A 22,279-nucleotide genomic window follows, 5' to 3' on the forward strand; every position below is an offset into this window, starting at 1 on the left:
CGCAGTGCGCATCTCAGGGCCATGGGGAACTGCGCGACCAGCCCCCACCGGCCCGCAGGTCAGTTACTTACTGACCGAGCTGCTCGTAAGCGGGCAGTGTCAGGAAGTCCGCGTAGTCCGCGTCCAGGGAGACCTGGAGGAGGAGGTCGTGCGCCTGCTGCCACTTGCCCGCCGCGAAGGCCTCCTCACCGATCTCCGCGCGGATCGCGTCCAGCTCCTGCGCGGCGACCTCGCGGGCGAGGTCGGCGGTGGCGGTGCGGCCGTCCGCGAAGACGACCCCCGCGTTGATCCACTGCCAGATCTGCGAGCGCGAGATCTCCGCCGTGGCCGCGTCCTCCATGAGGTTGAAGATCGCGACGGCGCCGAGACCGCGCAGCCACGCCTCGATGTAACGGATCCCGACCTGGACGGCGTTGACGAGACCGTCGTACGTGGGCTTCGCGTCGAGCGAGTCGATGGCGATGAGGTCACCGGCGGCGACGGACACGTCCTCGCGCAGCCGCTCCTTCTGGTTCGGCTTGTCGCCGAGCACCGCGTCGAACGACTTCATCGCGATCGGGACCAGGTCGGGGTGGGCGACCCAGGAGCCGTCGAAGCCGTCGCCGGCCTCACGGTCCTTGTCGGCGCGGACCTTCTCGAAGGCGACCTTGTTGACCTCGGCGTCCTTGCGCGACGGGATGAACGCCGCCATGCCGCCGATCGCGTGCGCGCCGCGCTTGTGGCAGGTGCGGACGAGGAGTTCGGTGTACGCCCGCATGAACGGGGCGGTCATCGTCACGAGGTTGCGGTCCGGCAGGACGAACTTCTGGCCGCCGTCACGGAAGTTCTTGACGATGGAGAAGAGGTAGTCCCAGCGCCCGGCGTTGAGCCCGCTCGCGTGGTCGCGCAGCTCGTAGAGGATCTCCTCCATCTCGTACGCGGCCGTGATCGTCTCGATGAGGACGGTGGCGCGGACGGTGCCCTGCGGGATGCCGACGTACTCCTGGGCGAAGACGAAGATCTCGTTCCAGAGGCGGGCCTCCAGGTACGACTCGGTCTTCGGCAGGTAGAAGTAGGGGCCCTTGCCGAGCTCGATGAGGCGCGCCGCGTTGTGGAAGAAGTAGAGGCCGAAGTCGACGAGGGCGCCGGGGACGGGCGCGCCGTTCCCGTCCACCAGGTGGCGCTCGTCGAGGTGCCAGCCGCGCGGGCGCATCACGACCGTGGCGAGCTGGTCGGCGTCCTTGAGCGCGTACGACTTGCCGGTGCGCTCGTCGGTGAAGTCGATCGAGCGGTTGTAGGCGGCGGTGAGGTTGAGCTGGCCGCCGATCACGTTCTCCCAGGTCGGCGCCGACGCGTCCTCGAAGTCGGCGAGCCAGACCTTCGCGCCGGAGTTGAGCGCGTTGATCGTCATCTTGCGGTCGGTGGGGCCGGTGATCTCGACGCGGCGGTCGTTCAGCGCGGCGGGAGCGGGGGCGACCTTCCAGGAGTCGTCCGCGCGGATCGCGGCGGTCTCCGGGCGGAAGTCGAGCGTGGAGGTGCGGGCGATCTCGGCGCGGCGCTCGGCGCGGCGGGCGAGGAGCTCGTCACGCCGGGGCGTGAACAGCCGGTGCAGCTCGCCGAGGAAGGCGAGAGCCGCGTCGGTGAGGACCTCGTCCTGCCGGGGCAGGGGTGCGGCGTCGACGATGGCCAGCGGGGACGGCGCTGGTGCGGACATGAGGCTGTCACTTCCTTCAGCGAGCGGCGGCGCGCGGCGGCACGGAGTGCCAGGGCGCCTGGGTACGGCTGCTGGCCCCGGTTTCCGGGGCCCGGCCCTTCTCGTCAGTGGATATTAGTTTCCTTATCGTGGAAGTTCAATCGTTTGTTGATGTCGAGATTCTCCGGATCGACAGAACGTGGCGCTGGGTGCCACGGTTCTCACTCAAGGTGGCGGAGGTCGCCGGTGGTGTCGATGTCGTACGGCTCCGCCACGTCCCCGCACTCGACAAGGTCCATGGCCGATGCGTGCTGCCCGAGGTAGGCGCGCGCCCCGCGGTCCCCGCGCGCGCTCGCCGCGATGCCCGCCCAGTGGTCGCGGCCGAAGAGGACCGGATGCCCGCGCTCCCCGTCGTACGCGGCCGCCGCCAGGGTCGCGGGGGAGCGGTACGCCGTACGGACCCGGGCCACGGCGGCGGCGCCGATGCCCGGCTGGTCCACGAGCAGGACGAGCGCGGCGGAACTCGCGGTCGCGGCGAGAGAGTTGAGTCCGGCGCGCAATGACGAACCCATGCCTTCCTGCCAGGCCGGGTTGTCCACGAGCACGGACCCGTCGAGCCGGGCACGCGCGCGTACGTCGTCGGCCGCCGCTCCGAGTACCACGTGCACGGGTCCGCATCCGCCCTCGCGCAACATCCGTACCGCGTGCTCGACGAGCGGGCGTCCGTGGTGGGTCAGCAGTGCCTTGGGGTGGCCGCCGAGCCGCCGTCCGCCGCCCGCGGCCAGCAGCAGCCCGGCCACCTCTTCGGTTCCTGGGGTCGTCATGCCCCCTGCATACCGCACGCGTCGGCGGGTTCGGCGCGGCGTCCGCCATGTTCGGATCGTCGTGTCGGTGCGGGCGCGTCGTGGCTGGTCGCGCAGTTCCCCGAGTGCGCCATCTCAGGAGCGCGCGTGACGCGTGCCTCATGGGGCTGCGGCGAAGCCGCATGCTCCAGGGGCGCGGGGAACGGCGCGAGCGACCACGACGAAAGCCGCGCTCGGAAACGAAGGCGAAGGGGCAGACGCTCAGGGGCGCGGGGAACTGCGCGACCAGCCACAACGCATCCGCACCCGACGATGAAGCCCTCTCGGACGAAGCCCCCTCGGACGAAGTCCCCTAGGACGAAGCCCCCTCGGACTAAGTCCCCTAGGGCGAAGCCCCCTCGGACGGACTCCCCTGGGGTGAAGCCCTCTCGGACGGACTCCCCTGGGGTGAAGCCCCTAAGACGCCGAGCCCGAGCTGGCCAGCGCCTCGGACAGCTCGATCGCCACCTGCTGGAGCACGGGGACGATCTTGTCCGTCGCCGCCTCCGTGACACGTCCGGCCGGGCCGGAGATGGAGATGGCCGCCGCCGTGGGCGAGTCGGGCACCGGCACGGCGAGGCAGCGCACGCCGATCTCCTGCTCGTTGTCGTCGACGGCGTACCCGAGGCGGCGCACCTCCTCCAGCGCGTCGAGGAAACCGTCCGCCGTAGTGATCGTCTTCTCGGTGGCCGCGGGCATCCCGGTCCGGGACAGCAGCGCCCGCACCTCGCCCGCCGGCGCATGCGCGAGCAACGCCTTGCCGACCCCGGTCGAGTGCGGCAGCACCCGCCGCCCGACCTCGGTGAACATCCGCATGGAGTGCTTGGACGGCACCTGCGCGACGTACACGATCTCGTCCCCGTCGAGCAGCGCCATGTTCGCCGTCTCGCCGGTCTCCTCGACGAGCCGCGCGAGATACGGCCGCGCCCACGTGCCGAGCAGGCGGGACGCGGACTCGCCGAGCCGGATGAGCCGGGGCCCGAGCGCGTACCGCCGGTTGGGCTGCTGGCGTACGTAGCCGCACGCGACCAGGGTGCGCATCAGGCGGTGGATGGTGGGGAGGGGCAGGCCGCTGCTCGCGGAGAGTTCGCTGAGCCCGACCTCACCGCCCGCGTCGGCCATCCGCTCGAGCAGGTCGAAGGCGCGCTCCAGGGACTGGACGCCACCGCTGGGCGCGGACTTGGCTCCATCGGTGGTGCTGGCGTCGGTCGTCGGCACGGCGCGTTCCTTTCGAGGACAGGCAGGCAGTGGTGCAGCCTACCGGCGGTTTCCGGACGGGTGATCCCTTGACCATGAAGTTCGTCGGTAGCTACATTCTGCCTATCGGAAGGGTAATTCCACTTTGTGGAAACGTCCAGAGGGTCGTCGGACAGGCGTCGGAGGTACGCCGACTCTTGACGGACCGCGAACGCGAAGTGAAAACTCCTTCAACAGAACGTTGAAAAGCGAGGAGGTCCAGGGTGTCGGAGGCCGAAGTCGAACTGGTGCTGCGCTCGACCCGCGTGGTCACCCCCGACGGTACGCGGCCCGCGTCCGTCGCCGTAGCCGCCGGAAAGATCGTCGCGGTGCTCGAGCACGACGCGGAGGTACCGGCGGGCGCCAGGGTCGAGGACTTCGGCGACCACGCGCTGCTGCCGGGGATCGTGGACACGCACGTCCACGTCAACGACCCCGGGCGCACCGAGTGGGAGGGCTTCTGGACCGCCACCCGCGCCGCCGCGGCGGGCGGCATCACGACCCTGGTCGACATGCCGCTCAACTCCCTGCCGCCGACCACCACCGTCGGCAACCTCCGCACCAAGCAGGAGGTCGCCCGCGCGAAGGCGCACATCGACGTCGGCTTCTGGGGCGGCGCCCTGCCCGACAACGTCAAGGACCTGCGCCCGCTGCACGACGCCGGAGTCTTCGGCTTCAAGTGCTTCCTCTCGCCGTCCGGCGTCGACGAGTTCCCGCACCTGGACAGCGAGCGGCTGACCGCCTCCATGGCCGAGATCGCCGGGTTCGGTGCCGAGGGGGGACTCCTCATCGTGCACGCCGAGGACCCGCACGAGCTGGACGCCGCCCCGCACAACAGCGGCCCCAAGTACGACGACTACCTCGCGACCCGGCCCCGTATCTCCGAGGACACCGCGATCAAGGGGCTCATCGACACCGCCAGGCGGATCGGCGCCCGCGTCCACATCCTGCACCTGTCCTCCGCCGACGCGCTGCCGCTGATCGCCGCCGCGAAGGCGGAGGGCGTCCGGCTGACCGTCGAGACGTGCCCGCACTACCTCACGCTCACCGCGGAGGAAGTCCCGGACGGCGCCAGTGAGTTCAAGTGCTGCCCGCCGATCCGCGAGGCCGCCAACCAGGACCTGCTGTGGCAGGCGCTCGCCGACGGCACCATCGACTGCGTCGTCACCGACCACTCACCCTCCACCGCCGACCTGAAGACCGACGACTTCGCCACCGCGTGGGGCGGCATCTCCGGGCTCCAGCTCAGCCTCTCCGCCATCTGGACCGCGGCACGCGCGCGTGGGTACGCCCTCGACGACGTGGTCCGCTGGATGTCGGCGCGCACCTCCGAGCTGGTCGGCCTCGACGACCGCAAGGGCGCCATCGCCGTCGGCCGCGACGCCGACTTCGCGGTGCTCGCCCCCGACGAGACCTTCACCGTCGACCCGGCCGCGCTCCAGCACCGCAACCGCGTCACCGCGTACGCGGGCAAGACGCTGCACGGCGTCGTCAAGTCGACCTGGCTGCGCGGCGAACGCATCGTCGCCGACGGCGAGTTCACCGCCCCGCAGGGCAAGCTGCTCGAAAGGACCAAGTAACCCCGTGGCCGCATCTTCCGAGACACCCGGGGCCCCCGAGGCCCCCGAGAACCCAGTCATACCCCGCTTCACCGGTGACGCGAGCCCCTTCGGCGGCGGTGACCCGTACGCCGACTACCGCACCGCGGACTTCCCCTTCACCCGGTACGCCGACCTCGCCGCGCGCACCCTCGGCGCCGGGGTGATCGCGGCGAACGACGAGTTCTTCGCGCAGCGCGAGAACCTCCTCGTCGCCGGGCGCGCCGAGTTCGACCCGGAGCACTTCGGCCACAAGGGCAAGGTCATGGACGGCTGGGAGACCCGCCGCCGCCGCGGCGCGGGCCCCGAGCACCCGTGGCCCACCGAGGACGACCACGACTGGGCGCTGATCCGGCTCGGCGCGCCCGGCGTGATCCGCGGCATCGTCGTCGACACGGCGCACTTCCGCGGCAACTACCCGCAGGCCGTCTCCGTGGAGGCGACCTCGGTCGCGGGCGCCCCGACCCCGGAGGAGCTGCTCGCCCCCGACGTGAAGTGGACGACGCTCGTCCCGCGCACGGCGGTCGGCGGCCACGCGGCCAACGGCTTCGCGGTCGATGTCGAGCAGCGCTTCACCCACCTGCGCCTCAACCAGCACCCCGACGGCGGCGTCGCCCGGCTGCGCGTGTACGGCGAGGTCGTCCCGGACCCGGAGTGGCTCGCCACCCTCGGCACCTTCGACGTCGTCGCCCTCGCCAACGGCGGCCACGCCGAGGACGCCTCGAACCTCTTCTACTCGCCCGCCTCCAACACCATCCAGCCGGGTTACTCCCGCAAGATGGACGACGGCTGGGAGACCCGGCGCCGCCGCGACACCGGCAACGACTGGATCCGCTACCAGCTCGTCGCCCAGGCGCAGATCCGCGCCCTGGAGATCGACACGGCGTACCTGAAGGGCAACTCGGCCGGCTGGGCCTCGGTCTCCGTCAAGGACGTCTCCGGGAACGGGAACGGGGACGGCGACTGGGTCGAGGTGCTGCCCCGCACCCGCCTCCAGCCCGACACGAACCACCGCTTCGTGCTCGACACCCCGGCGGTCGGCACCCACGCCCGTATCGACATCTTCCCCGACGGCGGCATCTCGCGCCTGCGCCTGTTCGGCTCCCTGACAGAGCAGGGTGCCGCGCAACTGGCAGCGCGCCGCGCGGAGTTGGGCGCGTAGCCCACTCCTCGCGCCCGCGGGGCCGCACCGGCTCGACAGCACCGGTGCGGCCCCGCGTTCCGCGCTGTTACGCGGCGTGCCCGCCGTCCACCGCCAGCTCCGCGCCCGTGACGTACGTGGCCGAGGGCCCCGCCAGATAGGCCACGGTCCGGGCCACCTCGTCCGCCGTGCCGAACCGGCCCAGCGCCGTGGCCTGCGCCTGAGGCGACGCGTACGGCCCGTCCGCCGGGTTCATGTCGGTGTCGATGGGCCCGGGGTGCACGATGTTCGCCGTGACACCACGCCCGCCCAACTCCCGCGCCAGCGCCTTCGTCAGCCCGATCAGGGCCGACTTGCTCATCGCGTAGAGCGTGGCGCCCGGACCCGGCACGTACTTGGTCATGCACGTGCCGATCGTGACGATGCGCCCGCCCTCGGCGAGGACCGGTGCCGCGGCCTGCGAGGCGAGGAAGACCCCGCGCACGTTGACGGCGAGGACCCGGTCCACGTCGGCGAGGGACAAACTCTCCAGCGGGCCGAGGACGCCGACGCCGACGTTGTTGACCAGCACGTCGAGCCGACCGAGCCGCTCCACGGTCTGTGCGACCGCCCCCGCCGCCTCGCCCGCGTCCGCGGAGTCGGCGCGGATCGCGCACCCGCGCCGCCCGAGCGCCTCCACCCGCCGCACGACCTCGTCGGCGGCCTCCTTGCCCTGTACATAGGTGACGGCCACGTCGAAACCGTCCTCCGCGAGCCGTACGGCCGCCGCCGCACCCATGCCGCGGCTGCCGCCGGTCACCAGAGCCACCTTGCTGTCCATGAACTCTCCTGAGGTCATCGGTTGTTGTGATGTCCTCAAGTACAGCGGCGTACGAGGCCGGAGGCTGGCGGCAATCGGACGGTAAGTCCGGACGCGTCCGGCGGCGCATGTGAACACCCGGAGAAAATGCGGAAGTTGCTGTTGACGTACACCCGTCTACGCGCGTCATGCTGAGCGGCATGAAGATTCCCCCACGCTTCATCAGCGTCGCCGCCCTCGCCGCCGCGCTCTTCGTCGGCGGCCCCGCCACGCTCACCGCCCAGGCAGCCCCGGCCGCCCAGGCCCCCGCCCCCGCCGTCTCCGTATCGGCGTTCTCCGCCGCCGCCGTCGGCGACATCTGCTACTCCGACCTGCCGTCCCAGGCGCACGACACCCTGGACCTCATCGCGCGGGGCGGCCCGTTCCCGTACGACCAGGACGGCGTCGTCTTCCAGAACCGCGAGGGCATCCTGCCGTCGCGGTCGACCGGGTACTACCACGAGTACACGGTCATCACGCCGGGCTCCTCCGACCGCGGCGCCCGCCGCATCGTCACCGGTGAGGCGAGCGAGGAGGACTACTACACGTCCGACCACTACGCGTCGTTCGACCTGGTCGACCACGACTGCTGATCCGCGCTCAGCCGTTCTTCCGGCTCTCGGCGGCCGCGAGCAGGGCGATCGCGAGCACGACCAGCGCGACGTTCCCGTAGACCTCGTAGCCGTCGAGGAAGCCGAGGTGCTGGACCAGGCCCCAGTCGAGACGGCCGGTGAACTCGTGGACGAGACCGATCACGCCCTGGAGCAGGGCGAGACCGCCGAGAACCTCGAGGATCCGCTGCAACTCCTTCTTGTTCATGTCCGGAACCCTCGCCCCGCGGACCCCCCACGCACATCGGCCGCGGGGCGAGCCACGTACGCCATGAGTCGCTCTCGGCACGGCCGTCGGCCGACCTAAGTCGCCGGCCGCACGACTTTGGTCGCCTTCCGTCCGCTCCGGGCGGTACGGGGCCGCCGCCATGCGTAGATTTGTCGGCCATGAAGGCATCGCAGCGGACCGGAACCCCGGAGCAGGCGGCCGGGCCGCCGCAGGGATGGCGACGCCGGCTGCTGCCCTCGGGCGCGGCCGGTGAACTCGATCTGGACCCCGACGGCCATCCGGGCCGCCGCAAGCGCACCGCCCGGGACTGGGCGGTCGACTTCAGCTGCTTCCTGGTCGCCGTCTGCATCGGCATGGTCGCCGCCGACCAGCTCGACCAGAACCCGCACGTGTCGCACGACCTCGCCGTCGCCGACCAGCTCGTCGGCGCCCTGTCCTGCGCGGCGGTCTGGCTGCGCCGGCGCTGGCCGCTCGGGCTCGCCGTCGCGATGGTGCCGGTCAGCCTGGTCTCCGACAGCGCGGGCGGCGCGGTCGCGGTCTCCATCTTCACGCTGGCCGTGCACCGGCCGTTCCGCTTCGTCGGCTGGGTCGGGGGCGTCACGGTCGCGCTGGTCCCGGTCTACGTCGCCCTCCGCCCGGACCCGACCACGCCGTACCTGGTCGTGGTCGCCTTCACCGTGATCCTCATGGGCACGTGTGTCGGCTGGGGCATGTTCGTCCGCTCGCGGCGCCAGCTCCTGGCATCGCTGCGGGACCGCGCCCACCGGGCCGAGACCGAGGCGGGGCTGCGCGCCGAACGCGCCCAACGCCTGGCCCGCGAGGCCATCGCCCGCGAGATGCACGACGTGCTGGCCCACCGCCTCACCTTGCTCAGCGTGCACGCCGGTGCTCTGGAGTTCCGGCCCGACGCGCCTCAGGCGGAGGTCGCCCGTGCGGCCGGGGTCATCCGGGAGAGCGCGCACGAGGCGCTGCAGGATCTGCGCGAGATCATCGGCGTTCTGCGAGCCGCCGATCACGGTGACGAGTCCGGGCGGCCCCAGCCCACGCTCGCCGCGCTCGACACGTTGGCCGCCGAGTCGCGTGAGGCGGGCATGAAAGTCGCCCTCGACCAGCGCGTCACCGACCCGGAGGCCGTGCCCGCCTCCGTCGGCCGCACCGCCTACCGGATCGCCCAAGAGGGTCTGACCAACGCCCGTAAGCACGCGCCCGGGGCGGAGGTCTCGGTAGCGGTGACAGGCGCCCCCGGCGACGGCCTCACCATCGAGGTCACCAACCCGCCCCCACCCGGCGACGTCCCCCACGTCCCCGGCTCCGGCCAGGGCCTGATCGGCCTGACAGAGCGCGCGACGCTGGCCGGCGGCCGCCTCGAGCACGGCCCCGGGCCGGGCGGCGGTTTCCTGGTACGAGCATGGCTCCCCTGGCCCGCCTGACCCGCGCCGAGCCGTACCGCCCCGGAGGTCGCCGTCTGCCCCACCGTCGTGGCTGGCCGCGACGAGGACGGCAACCACCCCGCCGGTGGCGTGCCTGTAAGGGGCGCGAGGAACGGCGCGACCGGCCACGACGGGCGCTCGGTCGCGACGAGGACGGCAGCCACCCCGCCGCTGGCGTGCCTGTAAGGGGCGCGAGGAGCGGCGCGACCGGCCACGACGGGCGCCCGCTCGCGACGAGGACGTCAGCCACCCCGCCGCTGGCGTGCCTGTAAGGGGCGCGAGGAACGGCGCGACCAGCCCCCCACCGGCCGGTGACCGCGGGCGAGACCTCACCACCCCACCCGCGGCGCGACCCGCACCCACTCCCCCAGAACCGGCGGAGCCCCCCGCTACGGTGGCCCCATGAACGTGACCCGTCTGCTGCTCGTCGACGACGACCCCCTCGTCCGCTCCGGGCTGACGCTGATGCTGGGCGGAGCGGAGGACGTCGAGATCGTCGGAGAGGCGGCCGACGGGGAGCAGGCGCTCGCGATGGCCGGCCGCCTCGGACCCGACGTCGTCCTCATGGACATCCGCATGCCGACGATGGACGGCCTCACGGCGACGGAGCGCCTCCGGGCACGCCCGGACGCGCCCGAGGTCGTCGTCCTGACGACGTTCCACGCGGACGAACAGGTACTACGGGCGCTGCGCGCGGGCGCCGCCGGTTTCGTGCTCAAGGACGCCACCCCCACCGAGATCCTCGACGCGGTACGCAGCGTCGTGGCCGGCGACCCGGTGCTGTCACCCGCGGTGACCCGCCAGCTCATGACGCACGCCGTCGCCTCGGAGCGAGACGTCCGCACGGCGGCGGCCCGGCGCCGCCTCGCCGACCTGGCCGAGCGCGAACGGGACGTAGCGGTCGGCATCGGCCGAGGCCGCTCCAACGCGGAGATCGCCGCGGCCCTCTACCTCAGCGTCGCCACCGTCAAGGCGCACGTCTCCCGCATCATGTCGAAACTCGACCTCAACAACCGCGTACAGATCGCACTCCTCGTGCACGACGCGGGCCTGCTCGACGACTGAGCCAGGACGTCACGGTAAATTTCGCACCGTGATCTAAGTGTGGGGTGAAGGGGTGGAGCGAGGGATGGCAGGACCACGCCGGCGGACGGTGCGCGATCTGCGCCGCAACAACCGGGCCACCGTACTGAGCAAGCTCTACTTCGACGGACCGCTCAGCAGACAGGAGTTGGGCCCGCTCACAGCCCTCAGTTCGGGCTCGATCAGCAACGTCGTCGCGGAGCTGATCGCCGACGGCCTCGTGGAGGAGGCGGGCTCGGTCGACTCCGACGGCGGCCGCCCGCGTACGTTGCTGCGCGTCGCGCCGGGCAGCGGCCACGTCGTGGGGGTGGACGTCGGCGAGACGCGCGTACGGGTGGAGCTGTTCGACCTGTCGCTCAGGGAACTCGCGCGCGCGGACGCCCCGTTGCCGGTGGCCGCGCCGGACGGCACGTACGACGCGCACGAGATCGTACGTCTCATCGCGGGCGGGCTCACGGAGGTCCTCGCCGGGACCGACGTGACCCCCGTCTCGCTCATCGGCGTCGGGATCGGCGTGCCCGGCATCGTGGACGCCTCGGGCGCGTCCGGCGCCGTCGTGCACGGCCAGACCATCGGCTGGGAGGCCGTGCCCCTGGAGGCCATGCTGCGCGCCCCCGGCGAACTCCCGCCGGAGATCCCGCTCTTCGTCGACAACGGCGCCAAGACGCTCGGCCGCGCCGAGATGTGGTTCGGCGCGGGCCGCGGCGCCCGCAACGCGGTGATCACCCTCATCGGCTCGGGCGTCGGCGCCTGCGTCATCGCCGACGGCGTGCCCTACCAGGGCTCCTCCAGCAGCGCGGGGGAGTGGGGCCACACGGTCCTCCAGGTCGGCGGACGGCTCTGCCGGTGCGGCGCGCGCGGCTGCCTGGAGGCGTACGTGGGCGCCGAGGCGCTGCTCGAACGGTGGCGGGAGACGGGCGGCAGCTGGAGCGCCCCGGACGAGGAGGGCGCCCTCGCCGAACTCCTCGCCGACCCCGGCACCGGCGAACTCCTCGACCAGACGGCCGAGTTCCTAGGCGCCGGCATCGCCGACCTGGTCAACCTCTTCAACCCGGAGCGGATCGTCCTCGCCGGCTGGGCGGGCCTGCTCCTCGGCCCGCGCCTCATCGAACCGGTCCGCCGCGCCGCCGCCGCGTACGCGCTGCGCCACCCCTTCGCGCAGACGACCGTCGAACTCGGCCGCCTCGGCGCCGACGCGGTCACGGTCGGCGCGGCCGCTCTGCCGCTCGCCCGGTTCCTGGAGACGGGCGGAACACGAAAGGCGACGGGAACCGATCGCGGGCGCCACGAGTTGAACGGGGTGAGGAGCGGCGAACGCTGAGCGCCGGGGGGACGTACGAGCACGGGGCACGGCCTTGGCGGACGAGGGTGAGATCGCACGCCGGGCCCCGCGAGGACCTCTAGCTGATCGTCGGGCGCGAGGCGGCCCGCGCCGCGTTCACCGACGCGCGCTTCGCCAGGACCCCGCCCCGGGGCTTCGAGGACGTCCTCCTCGGCCGTCACCTGCTCTTAGCGGACCCGCCCGAGCACGGCAGGCTTCGCTCCCCGGTCACCCGCGAGTCCACCGCGCGCCGGGTCGCCGGGCTCGCCCCGCGCATCCGGAAGATCACGGACGAACTCCTCGACGACATGGTGCCGCGCGGCTCCGCCGACCTGATCGCGGCGCTCGCCCTCCCGCTCCCGCTCGTCGTCATCCGCGAACCGCTCGGCGTCCCCGACATCGACCGGACCGCTTCCGCCGCATGTCGACGCCGGTGGTCGCCGCGACGAGCAGCGACCAGGAGGCGCAACTCAGACCCCGGGCACCTCGTCCACCCGCACCACCCTGCGCTCCGCCCGGGACACCTCACAGGCCTCCGCAACCCGCAACGCCGCCAGCGCCTCGAACCCGTCACACGGATTGACCCGCTCCCCCCGCACCACATCCACGAACGCGATGAGCTCCGCTTCGTACGCGGCAGCGAACCGTTCCAGGAACCCGGGCCACGGCTTCGCCGCGGCGGGCGGCCCCTCCGGCTCCGTGGAGGTGACCGGCGTACGGTCGTCGAGGCCGACCACGACGGTGTCGCGCTCCCCGGAGAGCTCCATGCGGACGTCGTACCCGGCGCCGTTGCACCGCGTGGCCGTGGCCGTGGCCAGGGTTCCGTCGTCCAGGGTCAGAACGACGGCTGCCGTGTCGACGTCGCCCGCCTCGCGGAACATGGACGGCCCCGCGTCGGACCCGGTCGCGTACACCTCGACGATCTCCCGCCCGGTGACCCAGCGCAGGATGTCGAAGTCGTGGACGAGGCAGTCCCGGTAGAGCCCGCCGGACAGCGGCAGGTACGCGGCCGGGGGCGGCGCCGGGTCGGAGGTCAGCGCCCGTACGGTGTGCAGCCGACCGAGCGCCCCTGACCGTACGGCCTCGCGCGCGGCCGCGTACCCGGCGTCGAAGCGGCGCTGGAAGCCGAGCTGCAGGACGGTGCCCGCCGCCTCGACCTCGTGCAGCGCGGCCAGGGTGCCGGGCAGGTCGACGGCGATCGGCTTCTCGCAGAAGACGGGCAGTCCGGCGCGCGCCGCCCGGCCGATCAGCTCGGCGTGCGCGGCGGTGGCGGCGGTGATGACGAGGGCGTCGACGCCCCAGGCGAAGAGTTCGTCGACGCCGGGCGCCGCGGTCGCCCCGATGCGGTCGGCGAGCGCGACGGCGCGGGCGGGTTCGGCGTCGGTGACGACGAGCGAGCCGACCTCCCGGTACCGCTCCAGCACACCCGCGTGAAAGGTTCCGATCCGGCCCGTTCCGATGAGTCCGATGCGCATGGACCCAACGTGCCGCTCCCGCCACATACTGTCAATCCTTTGTCCTGACAAAGTAGGTTCGGGCAGGCCGCATGGTGCGGCGGCTTTGTCCGAACAACCTGACTTCCGGACTTCCGGACTTCCGGACTTCCGGACTTCCGGACTTCCGGACTTCCGGACTTCCGGACTTCCGGACTTTCCGTCTTCCCGTCAACAACACCCCGCCGCTACGCTCGCCCCGTGGCCAAACCCGTAGCCGACCCCACCCTCCCGTTCGAACTCAGCGTCGACCGCTCCAGCCCGATCCCGCTGTACTTCCAGCTCTCGCAGCAGCTGGAGGCGGCGATCGAGCGCGGTGCGCTCACCCCCGGCAGCCTGCTCGGCAACGAGATCGAGCTGGCGGGGCGGCTCGGCCTGTCCCGGCCCACCGTCCGCCAGGCCATCCAGTCCCTCGTCGACAAGGGGCTGCTCGTGCGGCGCCGCGGCGTCGGCACCCAGGTCGTGCACAGCCAGGTCAAGCGCCCCCTGGAACTGTCCAGCCTCTACGACGACCTGGAGGCCGCGGGCCAGCGCCCCGGGACCCGGGTCCTGGTCAACACCCTCGTCCCCGCCTCCGCCGAGATCGCCGCCGCGCTCGCGCTCGCGGAGGGTGACGAGGTGCACCGCGTCGAGCGGCTCCGCCTGGCCCACGGTGAGCCGGTCGCGTACCTCCGCAACCACCTGCCCACCGGGCTGCTCGCGCTGGAGGACGCGCGCCTGGAGGCGACCGGCCTGTACCGGTTGATGCGTGCCGCCGGGATCACGCTGCACAGCGCCCGCCAGTCGGTCGGCGCGCGCGCCGCCACCGCCGCCGAGGGCGAGCGCCTCACCGAGCCGGAGGGCGCCCCGCTCCTGACGATGCAGCGCACCACCTATGACGACAAGGGCCGCGCGGTCGAGTTCGGCTCGCACATCTACCGTGCCTCGCGCCACTCCTTCGAGTTCCAGCTCCTCGTACGTTCCTGACCGCACCTTCCAGAACGCGGTCCGAATGTTCTGACAAAGGCGTTGACGCTGCGAGGGGACCCCGCTACAAACTCCTCCAGCCGCACCGCGCGGCCGGAGGAGAGGTGGCTCCACCATGTCCAGGTTGCGTACAGCTCGCACGGCCGCGGCGCTCGTCGCGGTGATCGCCCTCGCCGCCGGCTGCAGCGGATCGGGCGGCAAGGACTCCGAGGACAAGGCGGACGAGCCGTCCGGCGGCCAGGGTGTCTCGACGCCCCGCCTCAAGATCGCGATGGTGACGCACTCGGGTGAGGGCGACACGTTCTGGGACATCGTCCGCAGCGGCGCGAAGCAGGCGGCGGCCAAGGACAACGTCGACTTCCTCTACTCGAACGACAAGGAGGCCAAGGGCCAGGCCGAACTCGTCCAGGCCGCGATCGACAAGAAGGTCGACGGGATCGTCGTCACGCTCGCCAAGCCGGAGGCCATGGAGGCGGTGCTCGGCAAGGCGAAGGCGGCGGGCATCCCGGTGGTGTCGATCAACTCGGGCTCGCAGTTCTCGCAGAAGTACGGCGCGCTCAGCCACATCGGCCAGGAGGAGTCCGTGGCCGGTGAGGCGGTCGGCACGAAGCTGGCGGACGAGGGCCGCGGACACGTCCTGTGCGTCGTCCACGAGCAGGGCAACGTCTCGCTCGAGCAGCGCTGCGCGGGCGTCAAGAAGACGTTCAAGGGCACCGTCGAGAACCTGAACGTCGACGGCACCAACGCCCCCGGCTCCCAGTCCTCCATCGAGGCGAAGCTCCAGGCCGACAAGTCCATCGACGCGATCGTGGCGCTCGGCGCGCCCGTCGCGGCGCTCGCGGTGAAGGCGAAGGACGGCGCGGGCAGCGAGGCGGAGATCGCCACCTTCGACCTGAACGCCGAGGTCGTACGGCGGCTCAAGGCGAAGGAGGTCACCTTCGCGGTCGACCAGCAGCCCTACCTCCAGGGCTATCTGGCCGTCGACGAACTGTGGCTCTTCAAGACCAACGGCAACGTCCTCGGTGGCGGGAAACCGGTCTTCACCGGCCCGGCCCTGGTCACCGGGAAGGACGTGCCCCAGCTGGAGAAGTACACCGCGCGCGGTACCCGGTGAACCGTTGGATGATCCCCGTGACCCATACTTGTGCGTTTGGGACCGCGAAGTGGTCCCCAAGGACCGGACGACGGTCCACCGGGACCGGCCCGTCGCCGGTTCCGGTGTATGACGCAGCAGACCAAGAAGGGCACGGCCTCGTGGCACGGTTTCGGACCTGGGTGAGCATCGCCGTTGCGGGGGCGCTCGGCCTCTCGCTGGCAGGTTGCAGCAGCACCGGCGGCAAGCGGGCGGAGGACGCCAGGAAGGCCCAGGCCGCGCAGGGCAAGGCCGCGGTGACCACCCCGCGCTGGACGTTCGCGATGATCACCCACTCGGGCGACGGCGACACCTTCTGGGACATCGTCCAGAGCGGTGCGAAGGAAGCCGCCCGCAAGGACAACATCAACTTCCTGTACTCGCACAACGACGAGGCCAACCAGCAGGCGCAGCTCGTCGACGCCGCGATCGACAAGAAGGTCGACGGGATCATCGTCACCCTCGCCAAGCCCGCCGCGATGAAGGCGGCCGTCGCCCGCGCGGAGAAGGCCGGCATCCCGGTGATCACGGTGAACTCGGGCTCCGCGGAGTCCAAGGCGTTCGGCGCCCTCACCCACATCGGGCAGGACGAGAAGATCGCGGGCGAGGCCGTCGGCGAGGAGCTGAACAAGCGCGGCAGGAAGAAGGCGCTGTGCATCCTGCACGAGCAGGGCAACGTCGGCCATGAGCAGCGCTGCGAAGGCGCCAAGGAGACGTTCAAGGGCACGATGACGAACCTGTACGTCGAGGGCACCAACATGCCCGACGTGCAGTCCTCCATCGAGGCGAAGCTCCAGTCCGACAAGTCCGTCGACGCGGTCGTCACCCTCGGCGCCCCGTTCGCCGCCACCGCCGTGAAGTCGGCCGAGGACGCGGGCAGCAAGGCCGAGGTCGACACCTTCGACCTGAACGAGAAGGTCGCCCAGGGCCTGGAGGACGGCTCGCTCGGCTTCGCCGTCGACCAGCAGCCCTACCTCCAGGGCTACCAGGCCGTCGACCTGCTCTGGCTCTACCGGTACAACGCCAACGTGCTCGGCGGCGGACAGCCCGTCCTCACCGGTCCGCAGATCGTCACCAAGGACCAGGCCGCCGAGCTCCAGGACTACGCGAAGCGGGGGACACGATGACGACGACCGCTCCCGAGAAGCAGCCCGGCAGGCAGCCGGACCAGCCGGTCGACGAGCGCCTGCTGCGCACCTCGCCCTGGAAGAAGCTCCTCGGCCGCCCCGAGCTGGGCTCGGTCGTCGGCGCCGTCGCCGTCTTCGTCTTCTTCTCGGTCTTCGCGGACAGCTTCCTGCGCGCGACCAGCCTCGCGACGGTCCTGTACGCGGCCTCGACGCTCGGCATCATGGCGGTCCCGGTCGCGCTCCTCATGATCGGCGGCGAGTTCGACCTGTCGGCCGGTGTCCTCGTGACGTCCTCCGCGCTGATCTCGTCGATGTTCAGCTATCAGATGACGGCGAACGCCTGGGTCGGCGTGGCGGTGTCCCTCCTGGTCACCCTCGCCATCGGCGTCTTCAACGGGGTCATGCTGACCCGCACGAAACTGCCCAGCTTCATCATCACGCTGGGTACGTTCCTGATGCTGACCGGCATGAACCTCGGCTTCACCAAGCTGATCAGCGGCACCGTCTCGACGAAGTCGATCTCCGACATGGAGGGCTTCTCGTCGGCCAAGTCGGTCTTCGCCTCGACGATCACCCTCGGCTCCATCGACTTCAAGATCACGATCATCTGGTGGCTGGCCCTGATCCTGGTGGCGACCTGGATCCTGCTCCGTACCCGCGCCGGAAACTGGATCTTCGCGGTCGGCGGTGACGTGGACGCGGCCCGCGCGGTCGGTGTCCCGGTGAACAAGACCAAGATCGGCCTCTATATGGGCGTCGCGTTCGGCGCCTGGATCTCCGGCCAGCACCTGCTCTTCTCCTACGACGTCGTACAGTCCGGCGAAGGCGTCGGCAACGAGCTGATCTACATCGTCGCGGCCGTCATCGGCGGCTGTCTGATCACCGGCGGCTACGGCTCCGCGGTCGGCGCCGCCATCGGCGCGCTGATCTTCGGCATGACCAGCAAGGGCATCGTGTTCGCCGAGTGGAACTCGGACTGGTTCAAGTTCTTCCTCGGAGCGATGCTGCTCCTCGCGACCCTGCTCAACGCGTGGGTCCGTAAGCGCGCGGAGGCGATCAAGTGAGTACGCAGCACGAACCGGCGGCGCCGCTGGTCGAGCTCGAGGGCGTCAGTAAGTACTACGGCAACATCCGCGCCCTCGAGGACGTCTCCCTGCTCGTGAACGCGGGGGAGATCACCTGCGTCCTCGGCGACAACGGGGCCGGCAAGTCCACCCTCATCAAGATCATCGCGGGGTTGCACCGGCACGACGCGGGCACCTTCTCGATCGACGGCGAGGAGACGAAACTGGCCAATCCGCGCGACGCGCTCGACCGGGGCATCGCCACCGTCCACCAGAACCTCGCCGTCGTCCCCCTGATGCCGGTCTGGCGCAACTTCTTCCTCGGCTCCGAGCCGACGAGGGGCGCGGGCCCCTTCAAGCGTCTCGACGTCGATCTCATGCGCCGCACCACCCGCGAGGAACTCGCCCGCATGGGGATCGACCTGCGCGACGTCGACCAGCCCGTCGGCACGCTCTCCGGCGGCGAGCGGCAGTGCGTCGCGATCGCCCGAGCGGTCTACTTCGGCGCGAAGGTCCTCGTCCTCGACGAGCCCACCGCGGCGCTCGGCGTCAAGCAGTCCGGCGTGGTCCTCAAGTACGTCGCGGCGGCGCGGGACGCGGGCCTGGGCGTGGTCCTGATCACCCACAACCCGCACCACGCGTACCTGGTGGGCGACCGGTTCGTCCTCCTCAAGCGCGGCGCCATGTTCGGCAGCCACACCCGCGACGAGATCACCCTGGACGAACTGACCCGTCAGATGGCGGGCGGCAACGAACTGGACGACCTCCGCCACGAACTGGAACGCGCGCCTGTGCCTACGCATCTTGGCGGGCATTCGGCGGACGGCGCGGAGAAGTAACGGATCCGCTGCGGCGCGGGCCGGCCCACCGACAAGCGCGGCCGCGCCCCCGAGGGCCTACGGCCGCGCCGCGACACCCTGACGCGTGCCCGGCTGCCGCGCCGCGGTGGCCGGTCGCGCAGTTCCCCGCGCCCCTGGAGGCTTGCGGCTGCGCCGCTTTGCCTGGTGCGTGGTCGGCTGCCCCGGCGTCGTGGCTGGTCGCGCGTTCCCCGCGCCCCTGGAGGCTTCAGGGGCGCGCGGTGCGTGCTGTGCCCTGATATGGCGCACGAAGTGCGCATCTCAGGGGCGCGGGGAACTGCGCGAGAAGCCCCACCGGCCGTGGGTCGCTGACGATGCGCAGGCCACCCCGCCGGTGGCGGGCACCGGCCGCAGCCCGAAACGAGCCCCCACCCGGCAAGGGACCCGCGCAAGCCACAAGCCCCCCGAACCAGAAACCCGGATCGCGGCGCAGCCACCCCGTGAGGCAGAATCGCCGCAATGAGCACCTACCGCGATCTCGCCCACCGGGGCTCCGCCCGGGCCACTGTCCTGCGGACCGTCGGCACCCGGGAGCGCCGCTCGCACCTGACGGCCCCGCGCGTCCCCACCGTAGGTATCGACATCGGCGGTACGAAGGTGATGGCGGGGGTCGTCGACGCGGACGGCGTCATCCTGGAGACGCTGCGTGCGGAGACGCCGGACAAGTCGAAGAGCCCGAAGGTCGTCGAGGACACGATCACGGAGCTGGTCCTCGACCTCTCGGACCGGCACGACGTGCACGCGGTCGGCATCGGCGCGGCGGGCTGGGTCGACGCGGACCGCAACCGCGTCCTGTTCGCCCCGCACCTGTCCTGGCGCAACGAACCGCTCCGCGACCGCCTCGCGGGCCGCCTCTCCGTCCCGGTCCTGGTGGACAACGACGCGAACACGGCCGCCTGGGCCGAATGGCGGTTCGGCGCGGGCCGGGGCGAGGAACACCTCGTCATGATCACCCTCGGCACCGGCATCGGCGGCGCGATCCTGGAGGACGGCCAGGTCAAGCGCGGCAAGTTCGGCGTGGCCGGGGAGTTCGGCCACATGCAGGTCGTCCCCGGCGGGCACCGCTGCCCGTGCGGGAACCGCGGCTGCTGGGAGCAGTACAGCTCGGGCAACGCGCTGGTCAGAGAGGCCCGCGAGCTGGCCGCCGCCGACTCCCCGGTGGCGTACAACATCATCGAGCGGGTCAAGGGCAGCGTCCCCGACATCACGGGCCCGCTCATCACGGAGCTGGCCCGCGAGGGCGACGCGATGTGCGTCGAGCTGCTCCAGGACATCGGCCAGTGGCTCGGCGTCGGCATCGCGAACCTCGCCGCGGCCCTGGACCCGTCCTGCTTCGTCATCGGCGGCGGTGTGTCGGCCGCCGACGACCTGCTCATCGGCCCCGCCCGCGACGCCTTCAAGCGCCACCTCACCGGCCGCGGCTACCGCCCGGAGGCCCGCATCGCCCGCGCCCAGCTCGGCCCGGAGGCGGGCATGGTCGGCGCCGCGGACCTGGCCCGCCTGGTCGCCCGCCGCTTCCGCCGCGCGAAGCGCCGCCGCGTGGAGCGTTACGAGCGCTACGACAGGTACGTCCGCACCGCGGGCGACGCCGAGGCCTGAGGCCCCAGAACCACCGGGACGACAGGAATGCCAGCCATGACGACGACCGTGCCCCGCCAGCCCCCGTCCCCGGACGAGGAGCCCCCGCGCCAGGGCCCGGACCGCCGCCGCGTGATCCGCCGCCGCGCCCTCACCCTCCTGACCATCGTGCTGCTCATCGGGATCCCCGCCGGCTATCTGGTGATCTCGGCGAACCAGAGCCGCAACAGCGGCAAGGACAAGGAGGCCAAGTACTCGGCGACCGGCCTCACCATCGGCTGGCCGTCCAAGGTGCAGCGGCGGCTCTACGAGATCCCGATCCCCGCGCACTCCCGCGCCGTCGCCTACTACGAGACGAACAACTACAAGGTCAGCCGCCTGTACGCCCAGTTCCTCACCGACGACGACGGCCTGGACGAGTTCCTGAACGACCTCGACAGCGGCGTGGACGATCTCGCCGAGGACGATCTGCCGATCAGCGACCGAGACCGTTCCGTGGCGGGCTGGGAGTTCACGGGCCCCGGCCCCTGGTACGGCCTCACGCACCCCCAGAAGGACCCGTCCCCGACCCAGAGCGTCGTGGTGAACCGCTCGAACGCGGACCACCCCATGGTCTACGTCGTCTCGACCACGCACCCCTGATCCGGTTGTGAACAGCGGATTGCAGTACGGGGATCGACCTGGGCCGGAGCGCGGGACCCTCCCTACACTCCGGGCGTGACGACACAGACGGAACCACCCACGACAGCGCCGGACGAGGCCGCCTACGACCACCGCCGACTGCGGCAGTGGCTGGCCGGCCGGGCGAGGGCAGAGACCGTGGACCGCCGTGACCTGCTGAGACTCCTCGCGGCGACAGGCCTCGCGACCGCGCTGCCGCCGGCGCTCACCACCGGGGCCCACGCCGCGACCCGGGCCGTCAACCGGGCCACCGCCCCCGGCATCGTCAAACCCCTCCCCGTCGACCGCTTCACGATCCGCGGCACGAACGCCGAGACGAACTTCGCCGCCCTCGCCGGCACCGGCCACTCCACACCCGCCTCCCACTTCTTCGTCCGCAACCACACCTCCACACCGCTCGTCGACCCGGCGGCCTGGGAGCTGCGGCTGTGGGGCAGCGGCCTCACGGGACGCCAGGAGCGGACCTTCACGCTCGCCGACCTCAAGCGGCTGCCCGCCGTGACCCGCTCCGCGTTCGTCGAGTGCGCGGGCAACGGCCGCAGCTTCTACGCGAGCCAGCAGGGCCGGGGCGCCGAGGGCACCGCGTGGACCCTGGGCGCGATCGGCTCGGCCCGCTGGCGCGGCGCCCGCCTCGCCGACGTGCTGCGCCTCGCGGGCATCCGCCGCGACGCCGTCGACGTCCTGCCGCGCGGCCTCGACCCGCAGTACGTGACGGCGGACGGCACCGACCTGGGCCGGGTGCGCCGCCCCCTGCCCGTACCGAAAGCCCTCGACGACGTACTCCTCGCCTACGAGATGAACGGCGAGCCCCTCCCACCGGACCACGGCGCCCCGGTCCGCCTCCTCGTCCCGTCCTGGATCGGCATCGCGTCGACGAAATGGGTGGGCGACATCGAAGTGTCGCGCGAGCCCCTCTTCTCGCCCTGGAACACCATCTTCTACCGCCTCTTCGGAGAGGCGTACCCGCCCGAGGGCGGCACCCCGCTCACCCGGCAGACCCTGAAATCCGCCTTCGAACTCCCCTGGAACGCGACCCTGCCCGCCCACACCCGCCACCACCTGACCGGCCGCTCCTGGTCGGGAACGGGCACCATCGCGCGCGTGGACGTCAGCACGGACGCGGGCCGCACCTGGCACCGCGCCCGACTCCACGACACCCCGCGCCGCGGCGACTGGATCCGCTGGTCCAGCCCCTGGCACCCGACCACCAAGGGCCCGGCGGAACTCCTCGCCCGAGCCACGGACACGACAGGCCACACCCAGCCGACCACCACGGTCCACAACACCCAGGGCTACTTGTTCGACGCGGTGGTACGACACGCGGTCACCGTCGTCTGACGGACCCGGGGGCCGGCCGCCTCAGCCCTGGACCGTGACCCA

Annotated in this window: 20 protein-coding genes; 14 read left to right on the forward strand and 6 right to left on the reverse strand. The window is 71.7% G+C overall.

The genetic code is table 11. The features are described 5' to 3' along the window. Nucleotides 1-67: 67 nt before the first annotated feature. The 3 genes from aceB to ACH4RC_RS02085 all read right to left on the reverse strand — a co-directional run bounded on the left by aceB (nucleotide 68) and on the right by ACH4RC_RS02085 (nucleotide 3,732). On the reverse strand, nucleotides 68-1,693 hold the full coding sequence (gene aceB, locus ACH4RC_RS02075; RefSeq protein ID WP_398193915.1) for a malate synthase A: 1,626 nt from the start codon (nucleotides 1,691-1,693) through the stop codon (nucleotides 68-70). A 200-nt stretch (nucleotides 1,694-1,893) separates the two neighbouring features. Next, on the reverse strand, nucleotides 1,894-2,496 hold the full coding sequence (locus ACH4RC_RS02080) for an NTP transferase domain-containing protein (protein WP_398193917.1): 603 nt from the start codon (nucleotides 2,494-2,496) through the stop codon (nucleotides 1,894-1,896). A 435-nt stretch (nucleotides 2,497-2,931) separates the two neighbouring features. Further along, on the reverse strand, nucleotides 2,932-3,732 hold the full coding sequence (locus tag ACH4RC_RS02085) for an IclR family transcriptional regulator (RefSeq protein ID WP_398193920.1): 801 nt from the start codon (nucleotides 3,730-3,732) through the stop codon (nucleotides 2,932-2,934). A gap of 242 nt (nucleotides 3,733-3,974) precedes the next feature. Here ACH4RC_RS02085 and allB point away from each other — a divergent pair, with 242 nt between their 5' ends. Both allB and alc read left to right on the forward strand, forming a co-directional pair. Next, nucleotides 3,975-5,330, forward strand: a complete 1,356-nt coding sequence (gene allB, locus ACH4RC_RS02090; protein ID WP_398193922.1) for an allantoinase AllB — start codon at nucleotides 3,975-3,977, stop codon at nucleotides 5,328-5,330. Nucleotides 5,331-5,388: 58 nt separating this feature from the next. After that, a complete protein-coding gene (gene alc / locus ACH4RC_RS02095) occupies nucleotides 5,389-6,510 on the forward strand; it encodes an allantoicase (RefSeq protein ID WP_398195652.1) in 1,122 nt (373 codons plus the stop codon). 67 nt (nucleotides 6,511-6,577) lie between these two features. On the opposite strand, the gene ACH4RC_RS02100 is transcribed toward alc, so the two are convergent. After that, complete coding sequence (locus ACH4RC_RS02100) at nucleotides 6,578-7,309, reverse strand: SDR family oxidoreductase (protein ID WP_398193925.1); 732 nt, start codon at nucleotides 7,307-7,309, stop codon at nucleotides 6,578-6,580. A gap of 179 nt (nucleotides 7,310-7,488) precedes the next feature. On the opposite strand from ACH4RC_RS02100, the gene ACH4RC_RS02105 reads away from it, so the two are divergent. Then, nucleotides 7,489-7,920: a ribonuclease gene (locus ACH4RC_RS02105; RefSeq protein ID WP_398193926.1), complete on the forward strand. Its 432-nt coding sequence runs from the start codon at nucleotides 7,489-7,491 to the stop codon at nucleotides 7,918-7,920. A gap of 7 nt (nucleotides 7,921-7,927) precedes the next feature. Here ACH4RC_RS02105 and ACH4RC_RS02110 read toward each other — a convergent pair whose 3' ends face one another. Next, the gene (locus ACH4RC_RS02110) at nucleotides 7,928-8,146 is read right to left on the reverse strand and encodes a hypothetical protein (RefSeq protein ID WP_398193928.1); all 219 of its coding nucleotides are present in this window, start codon (nucleotides 8,144-8,146) and stop codon (nucleotides 7,928-7,930) included. Nucleotides 8,147-8,325: 179 nt separating this feature from the next. On the opposite strand from ACH4RC_RS02110, the gene ACH4RC_RS02115 reads away from it, so the two are divergent. From ACH4RC_RS02115 to ACH4RC_RS02125, 3 genes are all read left to right on the forward strand, one after another. Next, nucleotides 8,326-9,597, forward strand: a complete 1,272-nt coding sequence (locus tag ACH4RC_RS02115; RefSeq protein ID WP_398193930.1) for a histidine kinase — start codon at nucleotides 8,326-8,328, stop codon at nucleotides 9,595-9,597. A gap of 402 nt (nucleotides 9,598-9,999) precedes the next feature. Next, on the forward strand, nucleotides 10,000-10,662 hold the full coding sequence (locus ACH4RC_RS02120; RefSeq protein WP_398193933.1) for a response regulator: 663 nt from the start codon (nucleotides 10,000-10,002) through the stop codon (nucleotides 10,660-10,662). A 64-nt stretch (nucleotides 10,663-10,726) separates the two neighbouring features. Further along, nucleotides 10,727-12,001 (forward strand): ROK family protein, encoded by a 1,275-nt coding sequence (locus tag ACH4RC_RS02125; protein ID WP_398193934.1) that lies wholly within the window; start codon nucleotides 10,727-10,729, stop codon nucleotides 11,999-12,001. 470 nt (nucleotides 12,002-12,471) lie between these two features. Here the strand turns inward: ACH4RC_RS02125 and ACH4RC_RS02130 are convergent, their stop codons facing one another. After that, nucleotides 12,472-13,476: a Gfo/Idh/MocA family oxidoreductase gene (locus ACH4RC_RS02130; protein WP_398193936.1), complete on the reverse strand. Its 1,005-nt coding sequence runs from the start codon at nucleotides 13,474-13,476 to the stop codon at nucleotides 12,472-12,474. A 219-nt stretch (nucleotides 13,477-13,695) separates the two neighbouring features. Between ACH4RC_RS02130 and ACH4RC_RS02135 the strand changes: the two genes are divergently transcribed. The 8 genes from ACH4RC_RS02135 to ACH4RC_RS02170 all read left to right on the forward strand — a co-directional run bounded on the left by ACH4RC_RS02135 (nucleotide 13,696) and on the right by ACH4RC_RS02170 (nucleotide 22,237). Then, nucleotides 13,696-14,460, forward strand: coding sequence for a GntR family transcriptional regulator (locus ACH4RC_RS02135; protein WP_398193938.1), 765 nt, complete (start codon nucleotides 13,696-13,698; stop codon nucleotides 14,458-14,460). 115 nt (nucleotides 14,461-14,575) lie between these two features. Further along, nucleotides 14,576-15,574: a sugar ABC transporter substrate-binding protein gene (locus ACH4RC_RS02140; RefSeq protein WP_398193940.1), complete on the forward strand. Its 999-nt coding sequence runs from the start codon at nucleotides 14,576-14,578 to the stop codon at nucleotides 15,572-15,574. Nucleotides 15,575-15,714: 140 nt separating this feature from the next. Then, nucleotides 15,715-16,719, forward strand: a complete 1,005-nt coding sequence (locus ACH4RC_RS02145; protein ID WP_398193942.1) for a sugar ABC transporter substrate-binding protein — start codon at nucleotides 15,715-15,717, stop codon at nucleotides 16,717-16,719. Beyond that, nucleotides 16,716-17,783: an ABC transporter permease gene (locus ACH4RC_RS02150; protein ID WP_398193945.1), complete on the forward strand. Its 1,068-nt coding sequence runs from the start codon at nucleotides 16,716-16,718 to the stop codon at nucleotides 17,781-17,783. The genes ACH4RC_RS02145 and ACH4RC_RS02150 overlap by 4 nt, the downstream gene beginning before the upstream one ends. Next, nucleotides 17,780-18,622, forward strand: coding sequence for an ATP-binding cassette domain-containing protein (locus ACH4RC_RS02155; RefSeq protein WP_398193948.1), 843 nt, complete (start codon nucleotides 17,780-17,782; stop codon nucleotides 18,620-18,622). Before ACH4RC_RS02150 ends, ACH4RC_RS02155 begins: the two co-directional genes overlap by 4 nt. Before the next feature lie 477 nt (nucleotides 18,623-19,099). Next, on the forward strand, nucleotides 19,100-20,239 hold the full coding sequence (locus tag ACH4RC_RS02160; RefSeq protein WP_398193950.1) for an ROK family glucokinase: 1,140 nt from the start codon (nucleotides 19,100-19,102) through the stop codon (nucleotides 20,237-20,239). Between the two features lie 36 nt (nucleotides 20,240-20,275). Further along, entirely contained in the window at nucleotides 20,276-20,860 is a 585-nt protein-coding gene (locus ACH4RC_RS02165; protein ID WP_398193952.1) for a sugar kinase, read from the forward strand. 75 nt (nucleotides 20,861-20,935) lie between these two features. Next, on the forward strand, nucleotides 20,936-22,237 hold the full coding sequence (locus tag ACH4RC_RS02170; RefSeq protein WP_398193955.1) for a sulfite oxidase: 1,302 nt from the start codon (nucleotides 20,936-20,938) through the stop codon (nucleotides 22,235-22,237). Nucleotides 22,238-22,279: the final 42 nt, after the last annotated feature.

This window comes from Streptomyces sp. NPDC016845 (assembly GCF_044332585.1).
Classification (GTDB): Bacteria; Actinomycetota; Actinomycetes; order Streptomycetales; family Streptomycetaceae; genus Streptomyces.